Here is a 19,922-nt window from a genome sequence, read left to right as displayed (position 1 = left end):
CGAGGTCGTCGGTGTGGCGAGATCACGATTCGCCGACGGCGGGAGCCGCCGGCGTGGAGAGCCACCGGCGAGGCCGTCAGCGTGAATAGTAGTTGGGCGCCTCGGCGGTCAGGGTGATGTCGTGCGGATGCGACTCCTTGAGCCCGGCCGCGGTGATCTGGACGAAGCGCGCGTGCTGCAGCTCCGGGATCGTCGACGCCCCCGTGTAGCCCATCGCCGCACGCAACCCACCGACGAGCTGGTGGATCACCTGACTCAGCGGACCACGGAAGGGCACCCGGCCCTCGATCCCCTCCGGCACCAGCTTCTCCTCCTTGAGGACATCGTCCTGGAAGTAACGGTCCTTGGAGTACGACTTGGCCTGTCCGCGGCCCTGCATCGCGCCGAGCGAGCCCATGCCGCGGTAACTCTTGAACTGCTTGCCGTTCACCAGGATCAGATCACCCGGGGCCTCGGCGGTACCGGCCAACAGCGAGCCGAGCATCGCCGTGGACGCCCCCGCCGCCAGCGCCTTGGCGATGTCACCGGAGTACTGCAGCCCGCCGTCGGCGATCACCGGCACACCGGCGGCCTGACAGACCGTGACCGCCTCGAGGATCGCGGTGATCTGGGGCGCGCCGACCCCGGCGACCACTCGCGTGGTGCAGATCGAGCCGGGCCCGACACCCACCTTGACGGCGTCGGCTCCGGCGTCCACGAGGGCCTGCGCAGCCTCCCGGGTGGCGACGTTGCCGCCGACGATCTCCACGCGGTCGCCGATCTCGGCCTTGAGCTTGGAGACCATGTCCAACACGAGTCGATTGTGGGCGTGCGCGGTGTCAACGATGATCACGTCGGCGCCCACGTCGGCCAGTGCCATCGCGCGGTCCCACTGTGAATCGCCGGTGCCGACCGCGGCGCCGACGAGCAGTCGTCCGTCGGAATCCTTGGTGGCGAACGGATGCTGTTCGGTCTTGACGAAGTCCTTGACGGTGATCAGACCGGTCAGACGTCCGTTGCCGTCGACGATGGGCAGTTTCTCGACCTTGTTGCGCCGCAACAGGCCCAGCGCGGCTTCGGCGGACACTCCCTCCTGCGCGGTGATCAGCGGCGCCTTGGTCATCACCTCCGACACGGCGCGGTCCTGATCGACCTCGAAACGCATGTCACGGTTGGTGATGATGCCGACGAGTTCACCGGTGCCGTCGACGACGGGCAGACCCGAGATGCGGTAGCGCGCACACATCGCGTCGACCTCGGCGAGGGTGTTGGTCGGCGAACAGGTCACCGGGTCGGTCACCATGCCGGCCTCGGAACGCTTCACGGTTTCGACCTGCGAGGCCTGATCCTCGATGGACAGATTGCGGTGCAGGACACCCATGCCACCGGAGCGGGCCATCGCGATGGCCATCCGGGCCTCGGTGACGGTGTCCATCGCCGAACTCACCAGCGGGACCCGCAACGAGATCTTCTTGGTCAGTTGCGACGAGGTGTCGGCCTCGCTCGGGATCACATCCGATGCCGAGGGCAGCAACAGGACGTCGTCGAAGGTCAGGCCGAGCATCGCGACCTTCCCGGGATCGTCTCCACCGGTGCGCACGTGTGTCATCGGTCCATGGTATCGGGCGTTTCTGGGGAAACCGAATACGGCGATCTGGGTCACGTCGACCGCACCGGATCGGGTCGTCGATCTGTGGAACCGATGCGGCGCAGGTCACGCGACATCGGCTACGGTGGTGGGGTGCGTGACCACCTTCCACCGGGCCTACCACCGGACCCGTTCGCCGATGATCCCAGCGATCCGGCGTCGGCATTGGACTCCGTCGAACCGGGTATCCCCCTCGACGAGAACGAGCGGCTGGCCGTCGAGGAGGATCTGGCCGATCTCGCCGTCTACGAGGCCCTGCTGGCCCACCGCGGGGTCCGTGGTCTCGTGGTGGTCTGCGAGGACTGCCACGAGGATCACTATCACGACTGGGATATGTTGCGCGCCAACCTCTTACAACTGCTGATCGACGGCACCGTGCGCCCGCACGAGCCGGCCGTCGACCCGCGTCCGGACGATTACGTCACCTGGGATTACTGCCGCGGCTACGCCGACGCCCACGGGCACCTCGGCAGCGAACGCTGAACGGCTGAGCGCTCCGCCCGCCCCTGCGCAGATCGCGGATCGGGCGCAGATCGGATCGGGCACTTGGAGCGGCCGGTTCTCACACAAGCGCGGGGCCAGATCAGCGCCGAACTCAGATCAGCGCCGAACTCAGATCAGCGCCGAACTCGGATCAGCTCGGCCTCAGGACCGTCGACGCCGCGGCCGTGCTGCTCGGTACGCCTCCACTGGTCGGCACCGGGACCTCCCCCGACGTGGGCACCTGACTGGTCCGCGGCACACTGGGAACGGTGGTCTGATTCGTCGGTTCCGATGTATCCGGCGTGGTCGCGTCCGTGTCATCGGTGGGCGGTGTCGGCTCCACCGACGCCGAGCCGCTGCGCGTGGTCGACGTCGACGGACGGCTCGACTCGTCGGAGCGCAATCGATTGATCCACTGGGTCATCTGTTCACGAGTACCCGAATCCGATACCGGCCCCATCTTGCTCTGGGCACGTTCGATCAGCTGCTGCGCCTGCGTGGTGTCGCCGGCCGCGAGCGCCGCCTCGGCCTGCTCGAGATCCGAGCGCACGTCGTAGGCGGCCTGGGTCTCCGACGCCGCCTGTGCGAAGACCACCTTCTTCACACCCCAGAGCGGATCCCCGGGCTGGGCGCCTTCACTGACGACGGTCAGGCCGGCAGCCGCCACCACCGCGATCGCGGCCGCCCCGGCGACGATCCGCAGCGAACGGACCACCCCGGCGGCGCGGCGGGTGGGCATCTCGGCGGCCATCGCGCGTTCGACCTCGTCGAGGGCCGGTAGCGGCGGTTCGGCTGCGCCGATGACGTCATGCCGCCACCCCGACAACAGGACCGCGAGTTCATACTCGGCCGGATCCCTGGTCGGAGTGGACAGGTCGCGCGAGAGCGCATCGAGAAATGCGTCATCGACATGCACCTCTCGCACATCGATGGAATCGTCGGGGGCGCCCGATGGCACATATCCCCGCCGCTGCCCGGCTCCGGACGCGTCCCCCGACGGCCGACGATCCGGCAGCGGGCGACGCCGATCACGCTCGTCGTTCATCACGTCGTCCACCTGCCTTCCTCAGCTCGTCTTTCAGTTTCGCCAGCGCTCGATGCTGGGCCACCCGGACCGCGCCCGGTGTACTCCCGACGGCGTCGGCGGTCTCCTCCGCCGACATCCCGACGACCAGCCGCAGCACCAGGATCTCCCGCTGCTTGTCCGGTAGCACCGACATCAGCTGCCTCATCTGCCGACTCGCATCGGATTCGAGTGCCGCCTGCTCGGGGCCACCGAGGACGGTGGTCACATCGGGCACCTCGTCGACCGGGTCGGCCTTGACCCGCCCGGCGACCCGCATCGCGTCGGCCACCTTGTGCGAAGCGATCCCATAAACGAAGGCCATGAACGGTTTGCCCTGATCCTGATACCTGGGCAAGGCCGTCATCACCGCCATCAACGCCTCCTGAGCAATGTCGTCGGCGGAGAACAGATGTCGTTCTCCGACCCCGATTCGCCCTCGGCAGTAGCGCAGGATCGGCTCATGCACACTTTCGAGAACTGACGTGAGCGCTGCGCGGTCGCCCTGCCTTGCGGCGTGGACGGCGGCGTCCAACTCATCACCTGTCAGCTTCATCGTCAGTACTGATCCCCGCGTTACACGTTGTGTGACTGGTCTCACCAGCCCTTATCGGCCATTTCCCGCCCGGCGAAGCGCGGCGACGAAGGCCATCGCGTCGGCGACCAGGCGGCGTGGCCGGGCGGTGGACCCCAAGCAGACACCTTAGCGATCGTTTGTCACGGTCACGAACGGCATGCCGCGCGTGTACAGCAACCGATACCGGTCGTCGAGATCGGCGCGGACGGGTTCGTCGTCATCCCCGATACCGACCAGCAGCGACAGCGCCGCCCATTCCAACGGCATCAGGTCGGCCGCGGCGGCCTCGGCACGCAGCCGACGGGCCGTGCGGATCGCCGGATCGGCGTCACCGGACGCGGCCACCGCCGCGGCGACGATGAGTTCGGTCTTGATGCGGTGTCGTGGCGGTGCGGCGGTACCGAAACGCCGTACCAGGGCCAGTGCCCGCCGTGCCTCGGTCAGCGCCGTCGCGGGATCACCGGTGTAGAGGGCCCACTCGGCCCGGACCCAGAACAACCGCACCCGCGGACGACCGGTCACCCAGTCCTCGCCGACGGGGTCCTGGGGTGCCAGCACCCGGTCCGCTCGATTCAGGAGGCGTTCGGAGGCAGCGAAACGGCCGAGGCCGAGATTGTCGGCCGCGAGGTTCACCATCACGTCGGCCAACGCCGCGACGGCCCACGGGTCGTTGGCGTCGGGCCGTGGGTCGACGAGGGCCAGCGCCCGACCGTCACGCATCAGCGCATCATCGTGCCGACCCGATTGCCGCACCAGCGACGCACCCGCACTCGCCGACAGGGCCGCCAGACGCGCATCGCCCATGCGTCGGGCGACGAGACCGACCTCGTCGAGGCGGGTCATGGCCACACACCCATATCCCCGCGCACCGATCTCGACGGCCTCCGACCATGCCGCCCAACGTCGATCACCTGGCGAAACGTGGTCCGGATCACCCTCAAAAGAACCAGTTAGCATGAATTTAACCCGGCGACACAATTGTTAAAAACCCTTCCGAGGTCAATGGGCGATGACGTCAATGTTTCTATTACGTTAATCGCCGCATCGGCGTGCCGCCCCTCCCGCACGACCACGTCGACACCCCGTTCGCGATCCAACCGCCAGTATCCGCTGGTCACAGCGGCTCTCGGCACCAAACTCCGACCCGGATACACACCCGGCACCACCTGTGCTAACGGCCAGTACGTCACTAACACTCCGTTAACAATGGCGGAATCTTTCCGATCATTGCCCCCCAATTGACGGTATTGACGTCGTTTCTCGGGCCCGCTTAGTGTTTGCTTGCGCCGAGCGAAAACACCCGGGTCAGACCCAGTTGAACCCGATCGTCACCGCGACAGCGCACGGACCACGCCACGACCGCGACCACCCCGCGATCCCCGTCCTGCAACAAGGAGAAGCTGCCATGCCCCAGCCCAATCACCTCCCCGGACCCAACGCAGACGTGTGGGATTGGCAGATGCACGGCCTGTGCCGCGGCGTTGAGTCGTCCATGTTCTTCCATCCGGACGGAGAACGCGGCCGTGCCCGCGCACAACGTGAGCGTCGCGCCAAAGAAATGTGCCACCAATGCCCGGTGATCGCCCAATGCCGCGAACACGCACTCGCCGTGGCCGAACCCTACGGCATCTGGGGCGGGCTGTCCGAGTCAGAACGCAGCATGCTGATGAAGCGCGGCGTCGGACGCCGCATCGCCAGCTGACTTTCATACCGCCCGGAACGTCTCCGGTCGGATCACGCACCCAGACCAGACACCTCCGGGGTGGTCACCATGGAAGTGACCACCCGGAGGTGTGTCTGTCTGACGAGGCGATGACCGGCAGGTCATCTCCGCACGTCAGTGTGCGTGACCATGCCCATGATCATCGCCGCCCTGCTCGGGCTTGTCGGTCACCGCGGTCTCGGTGGTCAACACCATCCGCGCCACCGACGCCGCATTCACCACCGCCGACCGGGTCACCTTCACCGGATCGATGATGCCCTCGGCCACCAGATCGCCATAGGTCAGGGTCGCGGCATTGAAACCCTCCCCCGACTCGGCAACGCGGTTCACCACGACCGCACCGTCGACACCGGCATTGGTGGCAATCCAGAACAACGGTGTCTTGACCGCCTCACGGACCACCCGCACACCCAGTGCCTCATCACCATCGGTCAGCTCATCGGCCAACGCGTCGAGCACCGAAGCCGCGGCCACGATCGCCGAACCGCCACCGGGGATGATGCCCTCCTCGACCGCGGCCTTCGCCGCCGCCACCGCATCCTCGACGCGGTGCTTGCGCTCCTTCAGCGCGGTCTCGGTTGCCGCGCCCACCCGGATCACCGCGATACCACCGGCCAGCTTCGCCAACCGCTCGGCCAGCTTCTCCCGATCCCAATCCGAATCGCTCGCCTCGATCTCACGCCGCAACTGCGCCGCACGATCGGCAACGGCCTCCGAGGTACCGGCACCCTCGACAATCGTCGTGGTGTCCTTGGTGACCACTACACGACGAGCCGACCCGAGCAGATCCAGTTCGGCGGTCGCCAGATTCAGACCGATGTCCGACGAGATCACCGTCGCACCCGTGACCACCGCCAGATCCTCCAGGAACGCCTTGCGGCGATCACCGAAGAACGGGGCCTTCACCGCAACAGCCTTGATGGTCTTACGGATCGAGTTGACCACCAACGTCGACAGCGGCTCACCCTCGACATCCTCGGCGATGATCAGCAACGACTTACCCGCCCCGACCACCTTCTCCAGCAGCGGCAGGAAATCGGGCAACGAGCTGATCTTGTCGCGGTACAGCAGCACCAGCGCGTCGTCCAGCGCCGCCTCCTGGGCGTCGGCGTCGGTGACGAAATACGGCGACAGATAACCCTTGTCGAACTGCACGCCCTCCGTCACATCGAGGTCGGTCTGCAGACCCGAGCCCTCCTCGACGGTGACCACGCCGTCGACACCCACGGTCTCCATGGCCTTACCGACCATCTCACCGACCTCCTCATCACGCGACGACACCGTCGCCACCTGCGAGATCGCCTTCTGACCCGCCACCGGGGTCGCCACCCGCAACAACTCCGCGCCCAGCGCATCGGCGGCCTTGCCGATACCCGCACCCAACGCAATCGGATTGGCACCGGCGGCCACATTGCGCAGACCGGCCGCCACGATCGCCTGAGCCAGCACCGTCGCCGTCGTCGTACCGTCGCCGGCCACATCGTTGGTCTTCGTCGCCACCGACTTCACCAACTGCGCACCGAGATTCTCGAACGGATCCTCCAGATCCACATCACGCGCAATCGTCACACCATCATTGGTGACACTCGGACCACCAAAAGCCTTGGCCAGCACCACATGCCGACCCCGCGGCCCCAACGTGACCTTCACCGTGTCGGCGAGCTGATTAATACCCCGCTCCAGCGCCCGACGGGCCTTCTCATCGAATTCGATTTGTTTGGACATACACTCTCCTGTGTTTTTGGCGTCGCCTCCGGCGACGCGCAGTTTGCGCCCTTGTGCACCACTCTTCGTCGTCGCCCGCATTGTCGCTTCGCGCTCCTCGCGGACTCCTCCTCATCGCGGCGCGGCGCAAACAGGCGGTGGTTACGGTTCTTTCACTCCACCCGCTTACGGGCTCCGCCGGCATCGCGGCGCAGCGCAAACCGGCGGTGGTGGCGTGTTCGCTCCACTCACCACGCTCGCGCGCGTGTTCCTTGTATGGCGGTGCGGCGCAAATAGGTGGTGACGTTTTTTTGCTATCGGATTGTTGGTCTGTCGGCTCTCTCAGCAGTTCCGCCCCGGCACCCCTTTCAGGGGTACCGGGGCGGAGAAAGACACGAGAGACCTCGTGATCTCTTACTTGCCGATGACAGCGAGCACGTCGCGCGCCGACAGGATCAGGTACTCCTCGCCGGCGTACTTGATCTCGGTGCCGCCGTACTTGCTGTAGATGACGGTGTCGCCTTCCTTCACGTCGACCGGGACGCGGTTGCCCTGCTCGGTCACGCGGCCTTCGCCGACAGCGATGACGGTGCCCTCTTGCGGCTTCTCCTTGGCGGTGTCCGGGATGACCAGGCCCGACGCGGTGGTCGTCTCGGCCTCCACGGCCTGTACCAGGATCTTGTCCTCAAGCGGCTTGATGTTCACGCTCGCCACGATGTGAGTCCTCAACTTCCTCGTCTGAGAAATCGATGTATTTGTTGCAGATGTCCTGCACTTGGGGCTCTGCCACAAACCTCGTCGTCGCGGGTGCCGAGGTTCACAACACAGTGCCTACTAGCACTCTATACATGCGAGTGCCAGCACTCAAGGTTGGTGGGTGCAAAAGTTCAGACCTGGCCGCAGAGCTCCCGCCCACGGTCGGCATCGGCGCTGACATCCGGCGCCGACGTCGTCGACGGTACCCGGATCCGGCGACTCCACCAGGCCACGCCCACCGCACCGATCAGCCCCGCCACCGACAAGGCGCTCACCACCCAGATCGCGGTCGTCATCCCACCGAGCAGCGCTCCCGGGCGGGCCGGCTCGGCGGAACTGGTCAGGATGGCCGTGATGACGGCCAGCATCACCGCACCCCCGATCTGCACGCTGGTGTTGACCAGCCCCGACGCGAGGCCTTGCTCGTCGTCGTCGACCCCACTGGTGCCCTGGGCGGTCACCGACGGGAAGGTCAGCGCGAAGCCGATGCCGAGCAGGATGATGGTGGGCAGCAGGAAGTCCGCGTACTCCATCCCCGGCTGGACGCGGGCGAACCAGAGGTAGCCGCCGAGGAATGCGGCGAACCCGAAAATCATCAGGACCGGCGTGGGCACCCGGTCCAGTACCCGGTCCATCCGCACCGCGCTGGCCGCGACGATGAGTCCGGCGGGCAGGAACCCGAGTGCCATCATCAGTGGCGACCACCCCAACACATCCTGCAGATACAACGTCACCACGAACTGGAAGGCCACGTACCCGCCGAACATCAACGCACCCGACACATTGGCATGCACCAGCAGGGTCGACCGCAGAATGCCGAGCCGGATCAGCGGATGCCGGTGCCGCACCTCGACCACGACGAACAGCAGACCGGCCACCACCGCCGCCGCGAACACCCCGATCGTCGCCGGCGCACCCCAGCCCACCTGCGGGGCCCGCACCACCCCGAACACCAGTAGCAGCAAAGCGGCCGTACTGGCCACTGCACCGAGCACGTCGAACTGCGCCCACCGGAAGTGCGTGCGCTCGCCGCGGGGGATCACCCGCATACCGATCACCAACAGCGCCAACGCAACCGGACCCGGGAACATCAGCGTCGCGCGCCACGACCACTCCGTCAGCAGTCCACCGAAGACCAGACCCAGCGAGAATCCACTCGCACCGCACACCGTGTAGATGCTCAGTGCCCGATTACGGGCCGGACCTTCGGCGAAGGTCGTGGTGATGATGGACAGACCGGCGGGCACGGTGAACGCCGCGGCCGCCCCCTTCACGAACCGCAATCCGACGATCACCCCGTCGACGTCGACGAGCCCGCTGATCACCGACGCCACCCCGAACACGCCCAGGGCCACCAGAAAGACCCGTCGTCGGCCGAGTAGATCACTGACCCGCCCGCCCAGGAGCAGCAGACCGCCGTAGCCGAGAACGTATCCGCTCACGATCCACTGCAACGCGGATTGCCCCATCCCCAGGTCCGCACCGATCGACGGCAGGGCGACGCCGACCATCGAGATGTCCAGGCCGTCGAGGAACAACGCCCCCGCCAGCACCACCAGCAGTATCCAGGTACGCGCCGGCCACCCACCTCCCGAGGTGATGTGGCCGGCCGCGACGTGGTCGGACGGGTTGATCTCTGGCGCGCGGAGCGCCTCCTGATGCGCGATCACATGCGGATCTGTCTGCGTCATGAGCAAAGTATATGCATATACATTTAATGTTTGTGCATCTATTGATCTCACATAATTTTCTCTTGCATGCGAATCCCGCGCGGTGCTAGCATGCAGCCATGAGCAGGGCGCCCGAGCCGACCGCCGCGATCGACAACACCGGGCAACCGGGTGCCGCCGATGACACGGCCGCCGATCATCTGGCAGCCGCCTGGCACGACCTTTCGATCCGTTTCCACCGCATCCAGTGCACCCTCGACCGCGAACTTCAGGACCGGCACCAGCTCACGGCCAGCGAATTCGAAGTGCTGGAACAACTCTGCGCCGCCGACGGTCACTCGCTGCGGATGAACGACCTCGCCGGCGAGGTGCACCTGACGCAGAGCGCGTTGTCGCGTGTGGTCGGCCGACTCGAGAAGGACGGCCTCGTGCACCGGACGATGTGCGCGACCGATCGCCGATCGGTGTTCGCCGCACTCACCCCCGCCGGGATCACCCGCTACGACCAGGCCCGCCCCACCCAACGCCGCATCCTGGCCGAATTGTGCGTCGGCTGCCCGGACCTGCTCCGCGAGCAGGCGCGGTAACCCAGCAGGCGAGGTAACTCAGCAGGCGCGGTAACCCAGTAGGCGCGGTAACCCAGTAGGCGAGGTAACTCGGACCGGCCGAGTCGGTCCCGCCGAGACAGTCCTGCCGGGTCAGACCTGCGAGAGCTGCACGCTCAACCCGGGATCGGTCGCCACGGTCAGCGGCGACGGCTGCGCCCCACCGGCGATCACATGAGCGCCCAGGGTCGCGATCATCACGCCGTTGTCGGTGCACCGTCGCGGGGTCGGAACCCGCAGGGTGATGCCGGTGGCCTCACACCGCTGCGCGGCCAGCGACCGGATACGCGAATTCGCGGTCGCCCCGCCACCGAGCACCAGGGTGCTCACACCCAGATCCTGACAGGCCCGAACGGCCTTGAGCGTCAACACATCCGCGACGGCCTCCTGGAACGAGGCGGCGACGTCGGCGATCGGCGCCTCCACGCCGTCGCGGCGGCACTTTTCCACATACCGCGCCACCGCCGTCTTCACCCCACTGAAGGAGAAGTCGTAGCGGGCATCGCGCGGGCCGGTCATTCCGCGCGGGAACTCGATGGCGTGCGGATCACCGTGTGCGGCAGCCTTGTCCAGTGCCGGGCCACCCGGGAACCCGAGGTCGAGGAGCCGGGCGACCTTGTCGAAGGCCTCACCCGCCGCATCGTCGACGGTGGTGCCCAACTCGACGATCGGCTCGGCGAGGTCGGTCACGTGCAGCAGATGGGTGTGTCCACCGGACACCAGCAGTGCCACGCATTCGGGCATCGGACCGTGTTCGAGCGTGTCGACCGCCACGTGCCCGCCGAGATGATTCATCGCATACAGCGGCACATCCCAGGCCAGCGCATAGGCCTTCGCCGCGGCCACCCCCACCAGGAGTGCACCCGCCAGGCCTGGTCCGATGGTCACCGCGATCGCGTCGGGACGGTTGACTCCGGCCGTCTCGCGGGCGCGCCGCATCGTCGGGACGATGGCCTCGAGGTGGGCGCGTGACGCGATCTCGGGCACCACTCCCCCGAAGCGGGCGTGCTCGTCGACGCTCGATGCCACCTCGTCGGCGAGCAGCACCGCACGTCCGGGCTCGTCGCCGAGACCGGGTTCCCACCGCACGATGCCGACCCCGGTCTCATCGCACGAACTCTCGATCCCCATCACGATCATGGCTGTTCACTCCTACCGCCGTGCACGTCGCTCGGCGCATCGGCCGACCGCACCTGCGGCTGCTCGGACCGTCGCGGACGGATCATCGTGTAGGCATCTGCTCCCGACGGCTGGTAATAGCCACACCGAACGCCCGACGTCACGAAACCGTTGCGTTCATACAGTGCGATCGCGGTGCCGTTGTCGACGCGGACCTCCAGGAAGACCGGTGCGTCGAGGCCATCGGCGACCGCCAGCATCGACGCGAGGAGGCCGCGTCCGTATCCGCGACCTCGATGTGTCGGTGCCACCGCGATCGTGTGGATCTCGCATTCGTGATCGCCCGGCGATCCGAGGGCGGAGATCCCCGCATAGCCGACCACCTGCGCACCGCGCTCGTCCCGGGCGGCGAAATACCGGTTGTACGGTGCGTTGAGTTCGGCGCGAAAGGCCGCGGCGGGCCACGGCGAATCCTCGCTGAACATCTCGCGTTCCAACGCCGCGCACCGCGGGATGTCCGAATACTCCAGCGCGTCGATGATCCCGCCGCCGGTCACCTGCGCACCTGTCACCGTCTCGCCTGTCACGGGGCGCTCACCGTCTTGGGCCGCTGATCCTTGCGTTCGACCGCATCGGGCCGGCGCAGGTACAGCGGCGTCAGGGGTCCCGGGCCGGCATCGGCGTAGAGGTCACCCCGTGCGGCCTCGACGAGGCCTGCCACCGTCGGCACCGAGATCACCGGATCGCTTCCGGCCCAGCCGATCAGGCGGAGATGATCGGCGGAGCCACCCACCGCGTCAACGGCGGCGGGTCCACCGTCGATGAGATCGGCGACGTGGGCGGGTGCGGTGACCTCGGGCCCGACGCGGCGGTGCCCGCCCGGCCCGTAGAGGGCCCAGTACACCTCGCGGCGACGCGCGTCGGTGGCCACCAGCACCGCCGCCGCCGGCACCGCACGAGCGGTCTCGCGGGCGATCGCATCCAGCGAACACACCCCGTACGCCGGAATGCCCAGGGCGTCGGCGAAACCCGCGCCGGTAGCCATACCCACCCGCAGTCCGGTGAAGGGTCCTGGACCGGTGCCGACGACCACCGCGTCGATCTGATCACGACCGATTCCCGCCTCGTCCAGGCACTGCACCATCAGGGTGGTCAGGATCTCGGCGTGGCGCCGACCGTCGGCACTCGCCCGCTGCGCGAGTACCTCGACCTCGCCGGTCGGGTGGCACCTCGCCACCCCGGTGACCACGGTGTCAGTCGCGGTGTCGATGACCAGCACGGTGAGCCCTGCGGCATCGGGCGTCTGCGCACGCGAAGTGATTGTGCTCATTGGTGATTCACCCATCCCCATTCGGCAAGCCGGACGTCGGTATCGGGATCGCGGGTCAACCGCACCAGCAGATGACGGTCGGCGAGTCGCTCGGCCACCCCCTCACCCCACTCGACCACCACCACGGCGTCGGCGAGATCGGTGTCGAGATCGAGGGCGTCGAGTTCCTCCAGACCGCCGAGCCGATAGGCATCCACGTGCACCATTCCGGGCCGCCCGTCGCCGCCCGGGCGGTGCTCGCGCGCGATGATGAACGTCGGCGACGAGACCCTGCCGACGACGCCGAGTCCGCGGGCGATACCCCGGGCCAGCGCGGTCTTCCCGGCGCCCAGCGGACCGTCCAGAATCACCAGATCGCCGGACGAAAGGCCATGTGCCAGTGACTCTCCCAGGCTCTCGGTGTCGGTGACGTCGGGGAGCTCGCGGGTCTGCACCTCGGTACTCATGCGCGCACCTTGCGCCGCTGCCACCACCGACGGGGTGGCTGCGGCAGCGCCACCCGGGCACGGTCGAGGAGTTGATCGATCGCGTCGGTGACCCGATCGGGTTCCTCCATCAGCACCATGTGCCCGGCACCGTCGACGACCTCCATCACCGAATCGGCACCGAGTTCGCCGTAGAGGCGCAAGGAGTTCGGCAGCGGTGTCATCTTGTCCGCGTCGCCACAGACGACCACGGTCGGCACCTGCGCCAGGATCGGCAGTGCCAGCATCTCGTCGTGGCGTTCGAGCGCGCCGAGGAAATTCACGACGGTGGTGATGGGCGTGTTCTGGATCATCTTCTCCACCGCACGGCCGGCGGCCGGGCTGTGGAAGTCCGGCCCGAAGCTCGCCTCCACCAGCACCGGTTCGAGTGCGAGGCGGGTCAGGTCCCGTCCGGCCTGGATGACGCGGGGGGTGTGCCGAGCTGTCAGGGCGAAGGCGTCGAGCAGCGGATTGCGAAGTACGCGACCGAGTCCGGCCTTGGTCAGTCCGCTCGCGGCCGTGGCCACGAGTGCGACCCCGGCCACCCGGCCGTCCGGTCCGAAGTGGCGCGGATGCCGATCGGCCAGCTTCATCAGCGACATACCGCCCATCGAATGTCCCACGAGGACAACCGGTCCGGCGGGTGCCATCGCCTCGATCACGGTGGCGGCATCGTCACCGAGGCGCGCCATGGTGCACTCCTCGGCCGGTGCGGCGTCACTGGCTCCGTGCCCACGCTGGTCGTAGAACACCATGCGGATTCGCCGGTCGGCCCACCGCCGGGCGAGGTCGTAACGCTGGAAGTGCCAGCTCGCCATCCGCAGGCTGAACCCGTGCGCGAAGATCACGGTGAACTCCGGCGTCTGTCCGGGTTCGAGACCGCCGAGATCGACGATCCGGACCGCGAGCGCCAGACCGTCGTCGGTGGTGACCGTCGCGGCGGGATCGTCATAGATCGTGGTGAAATCGATTCCGGCATAGGCATCGTCACCGCGGGCCATCCGTCTGCGGGTGACCGCGGTGCGTGCGGCGCCCGAGGCCACGAGGCCGCCGAGTGCCGCCACACCCGCCAAACCCGCTGCCACACCGAATCGTTCGGTGGTGTTCATCGGCGATCCCCCGTCGCTGAATGTCCGGCCACCTGGTGTGCGGTCACCGCCGTATCGCCCGCCACCGTGCCGTGGGCGCTCGGTGATACCGATGATCGGTGCACCCGGGCGGCGCGGCCACCGATACGCGACAGGATCTCGTAGTCGATGGTGCCGATGGTCTCGGCCCATTCCTGCGCCGTCGGGCCGCCGTCGGCACCGGTGCCGAAGAGTTCGGCCACATCCCCCTCGCGCACGTCGCCCCCTGCGCTGTCCCCACCGCCGGGTCCGAGGTCGACGACCATCTGATCCATACAGACCCGGCCGATCTGCGGGAAGTCCCGGCCGTTGATGCGGGCACGCAGCCGCCCGGACGCCAGGCGGGGTACCCCGTCGGCGTAACCGGCCGGGATGACCGCGATGGTGGTGTCCCGTTCGGCCACCCAGGTGTGGCTGTAGGACACGCCCTGTCCCGCCGGGATCCGTTTGACCAGCGCGATCTCCCCGGTCAGGGTCATCGCCGGGATCAGTCCGAAGTCACGTCCGGGGATCGGGACACCGCCGTAGAGCGCGATACCCGGCCGGACCAGGTCGTAGGCCAGATCGGGACGAGTCAGTGCCGCAGGCGAATTCGCCAGATGCATCACCTGCGGTGCGGCACCGAGCCGGGCCAGGTCATCGCGTGCCTCTTCGAGCCGGTGCGCCTGAAGCGAATTCAACGGGTGATCGGGTTCGTCTCCGCGGGCGAGATGACACATCAGGCCCCGCACCCGGACCGCGTCATCGGCGACCGCCTTGGCGAGATCGTCGGCGAAGTCCGCCCATTCGTCGGGTGCCACGCCGCTGCGTCCCAGCCCGGTGTCGAGCTTGACTGTGACGGTGGCGGTGGACCCGGTGGCCGCGGCGGCATCGAGGACCGCGGCGAGTTGCCTGCGTGAGGACAGCGCGAGATCGACATCGGCGGCGATCGCCGCCGAGAAGTCGGCCGAGTTTGTGTGCAACCACGCGGTGATGTGCGAGTCGATGCCGGCCGCACGCAGGTCGAGCGCTTCGCCGATGACGGCGACCCCGAGTTCACTCGCCCCGGCGGCCAGGGCGGCGCGTGCCACCGGGACCGCACCGTGCCCGTAGGCCTCGGCCTTGACCACCGCGATCACACCGGCCCCCGACGCCGCACGTACCACGCCCACGTTGTGGGCGATCGCGTCGAGGTCGATGGTTGCGGTCAGCGCTGAGGTACTCATCGGCGTCCATTGTCCCAGATGATGCGGAGTGCTCTGCCGACCGAGGTGACGGTCACGGTGGCTGGTCCGTCACTCTGCATCCCATCGTGACGCCGACCACGATGCGCGCCTGGAACGAAGCCGCTTCGATCGGCCGGCCGGCCGGCCCGAGGGCGTTACCGTCGCTGCTCGTGCTCACGACCGTGTGAGGTCAGCAGGTCGCGAATCGCCGGGCGCAGCGCCCCGAGCAGCGCCGACGCCCCGATGGGTGCTCCCCGCGAGGCCAGCGCGGCGGCGTGTGCGTGGACCCGCGCGGCGGCCGCACCGGCCCACGCCGGTGGCAGTCCCGCGGCCAGGAGCGATCCGGCGATCCCGGACAGCACGTCACCGGCGCCTGCGGTCGCCGCCCACGATGACCCGGCATCGTTGCCGTAGACGATCCCATCGGACTCGGCGACGAGGGTGATCCGGCCCTTGAGCAGGACCGTGACACCCCAGCGTCGGGCCAGTTCCCGCACGGCGGCGAGGCGGTCGGGGCCGACGGGTTCACCGGTCAATCGCGCGAATTCACCGGCGTGCGGGGTCAGCAGGGTGGGTGCGTCCCGGCCGACGACGAGGTCGTGGTGATCGGCGACGAGGGTCAGGCCGTCGGCGTCCACCAGCACCGGAAGATCGGTCGCCAGGACGGTCCGCAGGGTCTCCAGCGCGGCGTCGTCGGTGCCGGCCCCCGGCCCGATCGTCCACGCCTGCACCCGCCCGGAGTCGGCGAGATCGGCGACGGAGACGACCTCGGGGAAGTGTGAGACCACCTCGGCGTGGGCCGAGCCGACATACCGCGTCATCCCGGAGGTCGCCGACACCGCAGCACCCGAACACAGGATGGCCGCCCCCGGATACCGATGCGAACCGGCGATGATGCCGACGACGCCCTGGGTGTACTTGTCGTCGTGCGGCCCGGGGACCGGCCAGCTCTCGGCGATGTCGGTGTCGGTCAGCGCATACAGATGGGTGGCCCCTGTCGCGACTGCCGCGCCGGGCGCCGTCGGCTCCCCCTCGGCGTCCTGCGCCAACCCGATGTCGACGAGCACCACCCGCCCGCACTGCGGGGCGGCCAGCAGATGGACGTGGCGGCGCACCCCGAACGTGACGGTGATGTCGGCACGCACCGCCGGTGTATTCACCGCTCCGGTGTCGGCGTCGACGCCCGATGGCAGGTCCACGGCCACCACCAGGGTGCGCGGGTCGAGCGCGGCGAACACCGCCGCGGCCGCCGGGCGCAACGGTCCCCGACCACCGATGCCGACGACACCGTCGATGATCGCGTCGAGCCCCGTCGGCAGCACGTCGACGACGCGGCCGCCCGCTCGGCGGAGCGCGGCGAGCCCGCCGGGATGGGCCTTGCCGGGCGCGAGGAGCAGGGCACTCACCGCGACGCCTCGACGGACGAGCGCGGCCCCGGCGTAGAGGGCGTCTCCGCCGTTGTCACCGGCGCCGACGACCACCCCGACGCGGCGCCCGTGGCAGCCACCCGCGCGGGTGAACTCGTCGATCACCGCCTGCGCCACCCCGTGCGACGCGCGGCGCATCAGCGTGCCGTTCGTCAGCAGGTCGCCGGTCGCGCGTTCGGCCTCGCGGACCCGTTCGGCGGTGACGTAGGTGACCGGCATGGCTGCCTATTCGACGGTGACCGACTTGGCCAGGTTGCGGGGCTTGTCGACGTCGTAGCCGCGCGCCTGCGCGACGCTGGCGGCGAACACCTGCAGCGGGACGGTGGAGACCAGCGGCTGCAGCAGCGTGGGCGTCTTGGGGATCGGGATGAAGTGATCGGCGACGGCGCGAGCCGAGTCATCGTCGGGTTCGGCGATGACGATGGTCCGCGCACCTCGTGCCTGGATCTCACGGATGTTGCTGACCATCTTCGAATGCAGCACGGCACGACCGTCGGCCGACGGCATCACGATGATCACCGGCAGGCCGTCGTCGATCAGGGCGATCGGTCCGTGCTTGAGCTCGCCGGCCGCGAAACCCTCGGCGTGCATGTAGGCGAGTTCCTTGAGCTTCAGCGCACCCTCGAGGGCCACCGGGAAGCCGACATGGCGACCGATGAACAGCACGGTGTTGTGGTGGGCCAGCGATCGGGCGAGCTCCCGGACCGGTTCCATGGTGCCGAGGACGTCACGGACCGCATCGGTCATCGCCTCCATCGCCGCGAACTCGCGGGCGACCTCGTCGGAATACTTGGTGCCGCGGGCCTGCGCGAGCGCCAGCCCCACCAGATAGGCGGCGGCGATCTGCGCCAGGAAGCACTTGGTGGAGGCCACCCCGATCTCGGGGCCGGCGTGGGTGTAGAGCACCGCGTCGGACTCGCGGGGGATCTGCGCGCCGTTGGTGTTGCAGATGGCCAGGACCCGCGCCTTCTGCGTCTTGGCATGCCGGACCGCTTCCAGGGTGTCGGCGGTCTCACCGGATTGTGAGATCGCCACCACCAGGGTGGATCGGTCGAGCACCGGATCGCGGTAGCGGAACTCGCTGGCCAGTTCCACCTCGACGGGAAGTCGGGTCCAGTGTTCGATGGCGTACTTGGCGAGCATGCCGGCGTGGTAGGCGGTGCCGCAGGCCACCACGAAGACCTTGTCGACGTCGCGGAGATCCTGATCGGTCAGCCGCTGCTCGTCGAGCACAATCCGCCCCTCGTCGAGGTGACCGAGCAGGGTGTCGGCGATCGCGGCGGGCTGCTCGGCGATCTCCTTGAGCATGAAGAAGTCGTAGCCGCCCTTCTCTGCGGCCGCGAGATCCCAATCGATGTGAAAAGGCTTGCCCGCCTGCGGATTCTGATCGAAGTCGGTGATGGTAAAACTGTCCGCGGTGATCACCACGACCTCGTCCTGCCCGAGTTCGACGGCGTCACGGGTGTGCTCGATGAACGCCGTCACATCCGAGGCGACGAACATCTCGCCGTCGCCGACGCCCACCACCAGCGGGGTGGATCGTCGCGCGGCGACGATGGTGCCGGGGTGGTCGGAATGGGTGAAGACGAGCGTGAACGCCCCCTCGAGCCGACTCAGGGCGGCATACGCGCTGGCCACGAAGTCGCCGGCGGTGGCGCCGTGGGCGTACTCCCGCTCGATCAGGTGGACCGCGGTCTCGGTGTCGGTGTCGGAGCGGAACTCGATGCCGGCATCCTCGAGTTCGGCCCGCAGGGGGGCGTAGTTCTCGATGATGCCGTTGTGCACCACCGCGATCTTGCCGTCGGTGCTGACGTGTGGATGCGCGTTGCGGTCGGTGGGCTGCCCGTGGGTGGCCCAGCGGGTGTGTCCCATGCCGGTCGTCCCGGCCAGCGACTCCCGTCCCACTGTGGCGATCTGCTTGTCGAGGTTCTCCAGCCTGCCGGCCTTCTTCTCCACCGCCGTGTGACCACGGCCGTCGAGGATCGCGACCCCGGCGGAGTCGTATCCGCGGTATTCCATCCGTCGCAGTGCTTCCACCACGATGTCGAGGGCATCACGGCTGCCCACATATCCGACGATTCCACACATAGAAGGTCAGGGTACCGGGATTCTGCGGGCGATCCGGCCACGCTGATTGCGCGGTTTGGCGCCCAACAACCGTGACACGTGATCCAGCTCGCCCTCCGGGGTCTCCGACGGTTCGCTGACCACGGTCTTCTTGATGACTTCCGAGGCATCGGCGAACCCGGCATAGCGGTCGTCACCGGCCACCGCATGCAGCAGAAAGCCCGTCGTCAGCGCGCGGACCTGCGTGTGGGTCACCTTGTCGGCACCGTTGATGCCGAGCAGCGATTTCGGTGAGCGGTGTTCGAGGAATCCCTTGCTGGTGGCCCCGGGCAGGGTGCGCAAGACCACATCACCGCCGTAGGCCTGCGCCAGCGGGCGGGCGTTGGCGTCGAACGTGTCGAGGGCGGTACCGGCCGCGAGAACCAGACCGGACGCGCGGACCTGCGCCGCGGCGGCCGGGAGTATCGGGGTCGTCGGCGCGGGGAAGATCGCGACCACACCCGACGTCGACACGGCCGGTTGGCCGAGGACGACCTCGTCGGAGGCCGCGATCACCGCGGCCGCGGCCCCGAAGCCGTGGCCGAGAAAGCCGATGCGGGCCGGATCCGCGGTCACGGTGCCGTCGCCGAGGGGCGCGTAGGACACGATGGTGGCCGCCGAGCGCATCTCGGCGGCCAGACCCACGTCGGATGCGAACGGTCCGCGTTGGCCCTCGGGTACCGCGACCACGAAGCCCCAGGACGCGAGGTGATAGAGGAAGTCGCGATAGCGACCGGCCCCGGTGAGCCAGCCGTGCCCGAAGGCGAGCACGGGTCGTCGGGTGCCGTCGGCGGGCGCGAATACACGACCCTCGATGCCGACGATGCCGAGACCACCGGCGAGCACGCGATGCGGACCTCGCCGGGTCAGCTCCTTCATCAGCTTCACCGGGGGCGTGGAAGGTTTGCGGGAACGCTTCTTGCCGGGCACGTGTGA

19 protein-coding genes are annotated in these 19,922 nt (G+C 68.2%); 3 read left to right on the top strand and 16 right to left on the bottom strand.

The window, feature by feature from the left end:
• Nucleotides 1–76: 76 nt before the first annotated feature.
• Nucleotides 77–1,588, bottom strand: a complete 1,512-nt coding sequence (guaB, locus tag ACWDPV_RS15190; RefSeq protein ID WP_449743654.1) for an IMP dehydrogenase — start codon at nucleotides 1,586–1,588, stop codon at nucleotides 77–79.
• Between the two features lie 132 nt (nucleotides 1,589–1,720).
• Here guaB and ACWDPV_RS15185 point away from each other — a divergent pair, with 132 nt between their 5' ends.
• Nucleotides 1,721–2,110, top strand: coding sequence for a DUF5319 domain-containing protein (locus ACWDPV_RS15185; RefSeq protein WP_449743653.1), 390 nt, complete (start codon nucleotides 1,721–1,723; stop codon nucleotides 2,108–2,110).
• A gap of 151 nt (nucleotides 2,111–2,261) precedes the next feature.
• On the opposite strand, the gene ACWDPV_RS15180 is transcribed toward ACWDPV_RS15185, so the two are convergent.
• The 3 genes from ACWDPV_RS15180 to ACWDPV_RS15170 form a co-directional block, all read right to left on the bottom strand.
• On the bottom strand, nucleotides 2,262–3,167 hold the full coding sequence (locus tag ACWDPV_RS15180; RefSeq protein WP_449743652.1) for an anti-sigma-D factor RsdA: 906 nt from the start codon (nucleotides 3,165–3,167) through the stop codon (nucleotides 2,262–2,264).
• Nucleotides 3,139–3,729 (bottom strand): sigma-70 family RNA polymerase sigma factor, encoded by a 591-nt coding sequence (locus ACWDPV_RS15175; protein WP_348802654.1) that lies wholly within the window; start codon nucleotides 3,727–3,729, stop codon nucleotides 3,139–3,141. Before ACWDPV_RS15175 ends, ACWDPV_RS15180 begins: the two co-directional genes overlap by 29 nt.
• A 147-nt stretch (nucleotides 3,730–3,876) precedes the next feature.
• Complete coding sequence (locus ACWDPV_RS15170; RefSeq protein ID WP_449743651.1) at nucleotides 3,877–4,593, bottom strand: tetratricopeptide repeat protein; 717 nt, start codon at nucleotides 4,591–4,593, stop codon at nucleotides 3,877–3,879.
• Between the two features lie 562 nt (nucleotides 4,594–5,155).
• Here ACWDPV_RS15170 and ACWDPV_RS15165 point away from each other — a divergent pair.
• Entirely contained in the window at nucleotides 5,156–5,452 is a 297-nt protein-coding gene (locus tag ACWDPV_RS15165) for a WhiB family transcriptional regulator (RefSeq protein ID WP_053777703.1), read from the top strand.
• A 135-nt stretch (nucleotides 5,453–5,587) separates the two neighbouring features.
• Here the strand turns inward: ACWDPV_RS15165 and groL are convergent, their stop codons facing one another.
• The 3 genes from groL to ACWDPV_RS15150 form a co-directional block, all read right to left on the bottom strand.
• Nucleotides 5,588–7,198 carry a chaperonin GroEL gene (groL, locus tag ACWDPV_RS15160; protein WP_449743650.1) on the bottom strand — a complete coding sequence of 537 codons (1,611 nt, stop codon included), beginning with the start codon at nucleotides 7,196–7,198 and terminating at the stop codon, nucleotides 5,588–5,590.
• Nucleotides 7,199–7,591: 393 nt separating this feature from the next.
• A complete protein-coding gene (gene groES / locus ACWDPV_RS15155) occupies nucleotides 7,592–7,891 on the bottom strand; it encodes a co-chaperone GroES (protein WP_006334733.1) in 300 nt (99 codons plus the stop codon).
• 173 nt (nucleotides 7,892–8,064) lie between these two features.
• The gene (locus tag ACWDPV_RS15150; RefSeq protein ID WP_449743649.1) at nucleotides 8,065–9,624 is read right to left on the bottom strand and encodes an MFS transporter; all 1,560 of its coding nucleotides are present in this window, start codon (nucleotides 9,622–9,624) and stop codon (nucleotides 8,065–8,067) included.
• Nucleotides 9,625–9,722: 98 nt separating this feature from the next.
• Here ACWDPV_RS15150 and ACWDPV_RS15145 point away from each other — a divergent pair, with 98 nt between their 5' ends.
• Nucleotides 9,723–10,190 carry a MarR family winged helix-turn-helix transcriptional regulator gene (locus ACWDPV_RS15145; protein ID WP_449743648.1) on the top strand — a complete coding sequence of 156 codons (468 nt, stop codon included), beginning with the start codon at nucleotides 9,723–9,725 and terminating at the stop codon, nucleotides 10,188–10,190.
• A gap of 111 nt (nucleotides 10,191–10,301) precedes the next feature.
• On the opposite strand, the gene tsaD is transcribed toward ACWDPV_RS15145, so the two are convergent.
• From tsaD to ACWDPV_RS15100, 9 genes are all read right to left on the bottom strand, one after another.
• Nucleotides 10,302–11,348, bottom strand: coding sequence for a tRNA (adenosine(37)-N6)-threonylcarbamoyltransferase complex transferase subunit TsaD (gene tsaD, locus ACWDPV_RS15140; RefSeq protein WP_449743647.1), 1,047 nt, complete (start codon nucleotides 11,346–11,348; stop codon nucleotides 10,302–10,304).
• Entirely contained in the window at nucleotides 11,345–11,914 is a 570-nt protein-coding gene (gene rimI / locus ACWDPV_RS15135) for a ribosomal protein S18-alanine N-acetyltransferase (protein ID WP_449743646.1), read from the bottom strand. Before rimI ends, tsaD begins: the two co-directional genes overlap by 4 nt.
• The gene (gene tsaB, locus ACWDPV_RS15130; RefSeq protein WP_449743645.1) at nucleotides 11,911–12,657 is read right to left on the bottom strand and encodes a tRNA (adenosine(37)-N6)-threonylcarbamoyltransferase complex dimerization subunit type 1 TsaB; all 747 of its coding nucleotides are present in this window, start codon (nucleotides 12,655–12,657) and stop codon (nucleotides 11,911–11,913) included. The genes rimI and tsaB overlap by 4 nt, the downstream gene beginning before the upstream one ends.
• Entirely contained in the window at nucleotides 12,654–13,103 is a 450-nt protein-coding gene (gene tsaE, locus ACWDPV_RS15125) for a tRNA (adenosine(37)-N6)-threonylcarbamoyltransferase complex ATPase subunit type 1 TsaE (protein ID WP_449743644.1), read from the bottom strand. The genes tsaB and tsaE overlap by 4 nt, the downstream gene beginning before the upstream one ends.
• Nucleotides 13,100–14,230, bottom strand: a complete 1,131-nt coding sequence (locus tag ACWDPV_RS15120; protein ID WP_449743643.1) for an alpha/beta fold hydrolase — start codon at nucleotides 14,228–14,230, stop codon at nucleotides 13,100–13,102. The genes tsaE and ACWDPV_RS15120 overlap by 4 nt, the downstream gene beginning before the upstream one ends.
• On the bottom strand, nucleotides 14,227–15,453 hold the full coding sequence (alr, locus tag ACWDPV_RS15115; protein ID WP_449743642.1) for an alanine racemase: 1,227 nt from the start codon (nucleotides 15,451–15,453) through the stop codon (nucleotides 14,227–14,229). The genes ACWDPV_RS15120 and alr overlap by 4 nt, the downstream gene beginning before the upstream one ends.
• A gap of 155 nt (nucleotides 15,454–15,608) precedes the next feature.
• Nucleotides 15,609–17,099 carry an NAD(P)H-hydrate dehydratase gene (locus ACWDPV_RS15110; RefSeq protein WP_449743641.1) on the bottom strand — a complete coding sequence of 497 codons (1,491 nt, stop codon included), beginning with the start codon at nucleotides 17,097–17,099 and terminating at the stop codon, nucleotides 15,609–15,611.
• A 6-nt stretch (nucleotides 17,100–17,105) separates the two neighbouring features.
• Entirely contained in the window at nucleotides 17,106–18,968 is a 1,863-nt protein-coding gene (gene glmS / locus ACWDPV_RS15105; RefSeq protein ID WP_449743640.1) for a glutamine--fructose-6-phosphate transaminase (isomerizing), read from the bottom strand.
• A 6-nt stretch (nucleotides 18,969–18,974) separates the two neighbouring features.
• Nucleotides 18,975–19,916 (bottom strand): alpha/beta hydrolase, encoded by a 942-nt coding sequence (locus ACWDPV_RS15100; protein ID WP_449743639.1) that lies wholly within the window; start codon nucleotides 19,914–19,916, stop codon nucleotides 18,975–18,977.
• Between the last annotated feature and the right edge of the window lie 6 nt (nucleotides 19,917–19,922).

This window comes from Gordonia sp. NPDC003504, assembly GCF_053587995.1.
This window is presented reverse-complemented; position numbering and strand designations above follow the sequence as displayed.

Coding starts and splice junctions, on each gene's coding strand:
- guaB (WP_449743654.1), bottom strand. CDS start 1,588: ATGACACACGTGCGCACCGGTGGAGACGATCCCGGGAAGGTCGCGATG.
- ACWDPV_RS15175 (WP_348802654.1), bottom strand. CDS start 3,729: ATGAAGCTGACAGGTGATGAGTTGGACGCCGCCGTCCACGCCGCAAGG.
- ACWDPV_RS15170 (WP_449743651.1), bottom strand. CDS start 4,593: ATGACCCGCCTCGACGAGGTCGGTCTCGTCGCCCGACGCATGGGCGAT.
- ACWDPV_RS15165 (WP_053777703.1), top strand. CDS start 5,156: ATGCCCCAGCCCAATCACCTCCCCGGACCCAACGCAGACGTGTGGGAT.
- groL (WP_449743650.1), bottom strand. CDS start 7,198: ATGTCCAAACAAATCGAATTCGATGAGAAGGCCCGTCGGGCGCTGGAG.
- ACWDPV_RS15150 (WP_449743649.1), bottom strand. CDS start 9,624: ATGACGCAGACAGATCCGCATGTGATCGCGCATCAGGAGGCGCTCCGC.
- ACWDPV_RS15145 (WP_449743648.1), top strand. CDS start 9,723: ATGAGCAGGGCGCCCGAGCCGACCGCCGCGATCGACAACACCGGGCAA.
- tsaD (WP_449743647.1), bottom strand. CDS start 11,348: ATGATCGTGATGGGGATCGAGAGTTCGTGCGATGAGACCGGGGTCGGC.
- tsaB (WP_449743645.1), bottom strand. CDS start 12,657: ATGAGCACAATCACTTCGCGTGCGCAGACGCCCGATGCCGCAGGGCTC.
- tsaE (WP_449743644.1), bottom strand. CDS start 13,103: ATGAGTACCGAGGTGCAGACCCGCGAGCTCCCCGACGTCACCGACACC.
- ACWDPV_RS15120 (WP_449743643.1), bottom strand. CDS start 14,230: ATGAACACCACCGAACGATTCGGTGTGGCAGCGGGTTTGGCGGGTGTG.
- alr (WP_449743642.1), bottom strand. CDS start 15,453: ATGAGTACCTCAGCGCTGACCGCAACCATCGACCTCGACGCGATCGCC.
- ACWDPV_RS15110 (WP_449743641.1), bottom strand. CDS start 17,099: ATGCCGGTCACCTACGTCACCGCCGAACGGGTCCGCGAGGCCGAACGC.
- glmS (WP_449743640.1), bottom strand. CDS start 18,968: ATGTGTGGAATCGTCGGATATGTGGGCAGCCGTGATGCCCTCGACATC.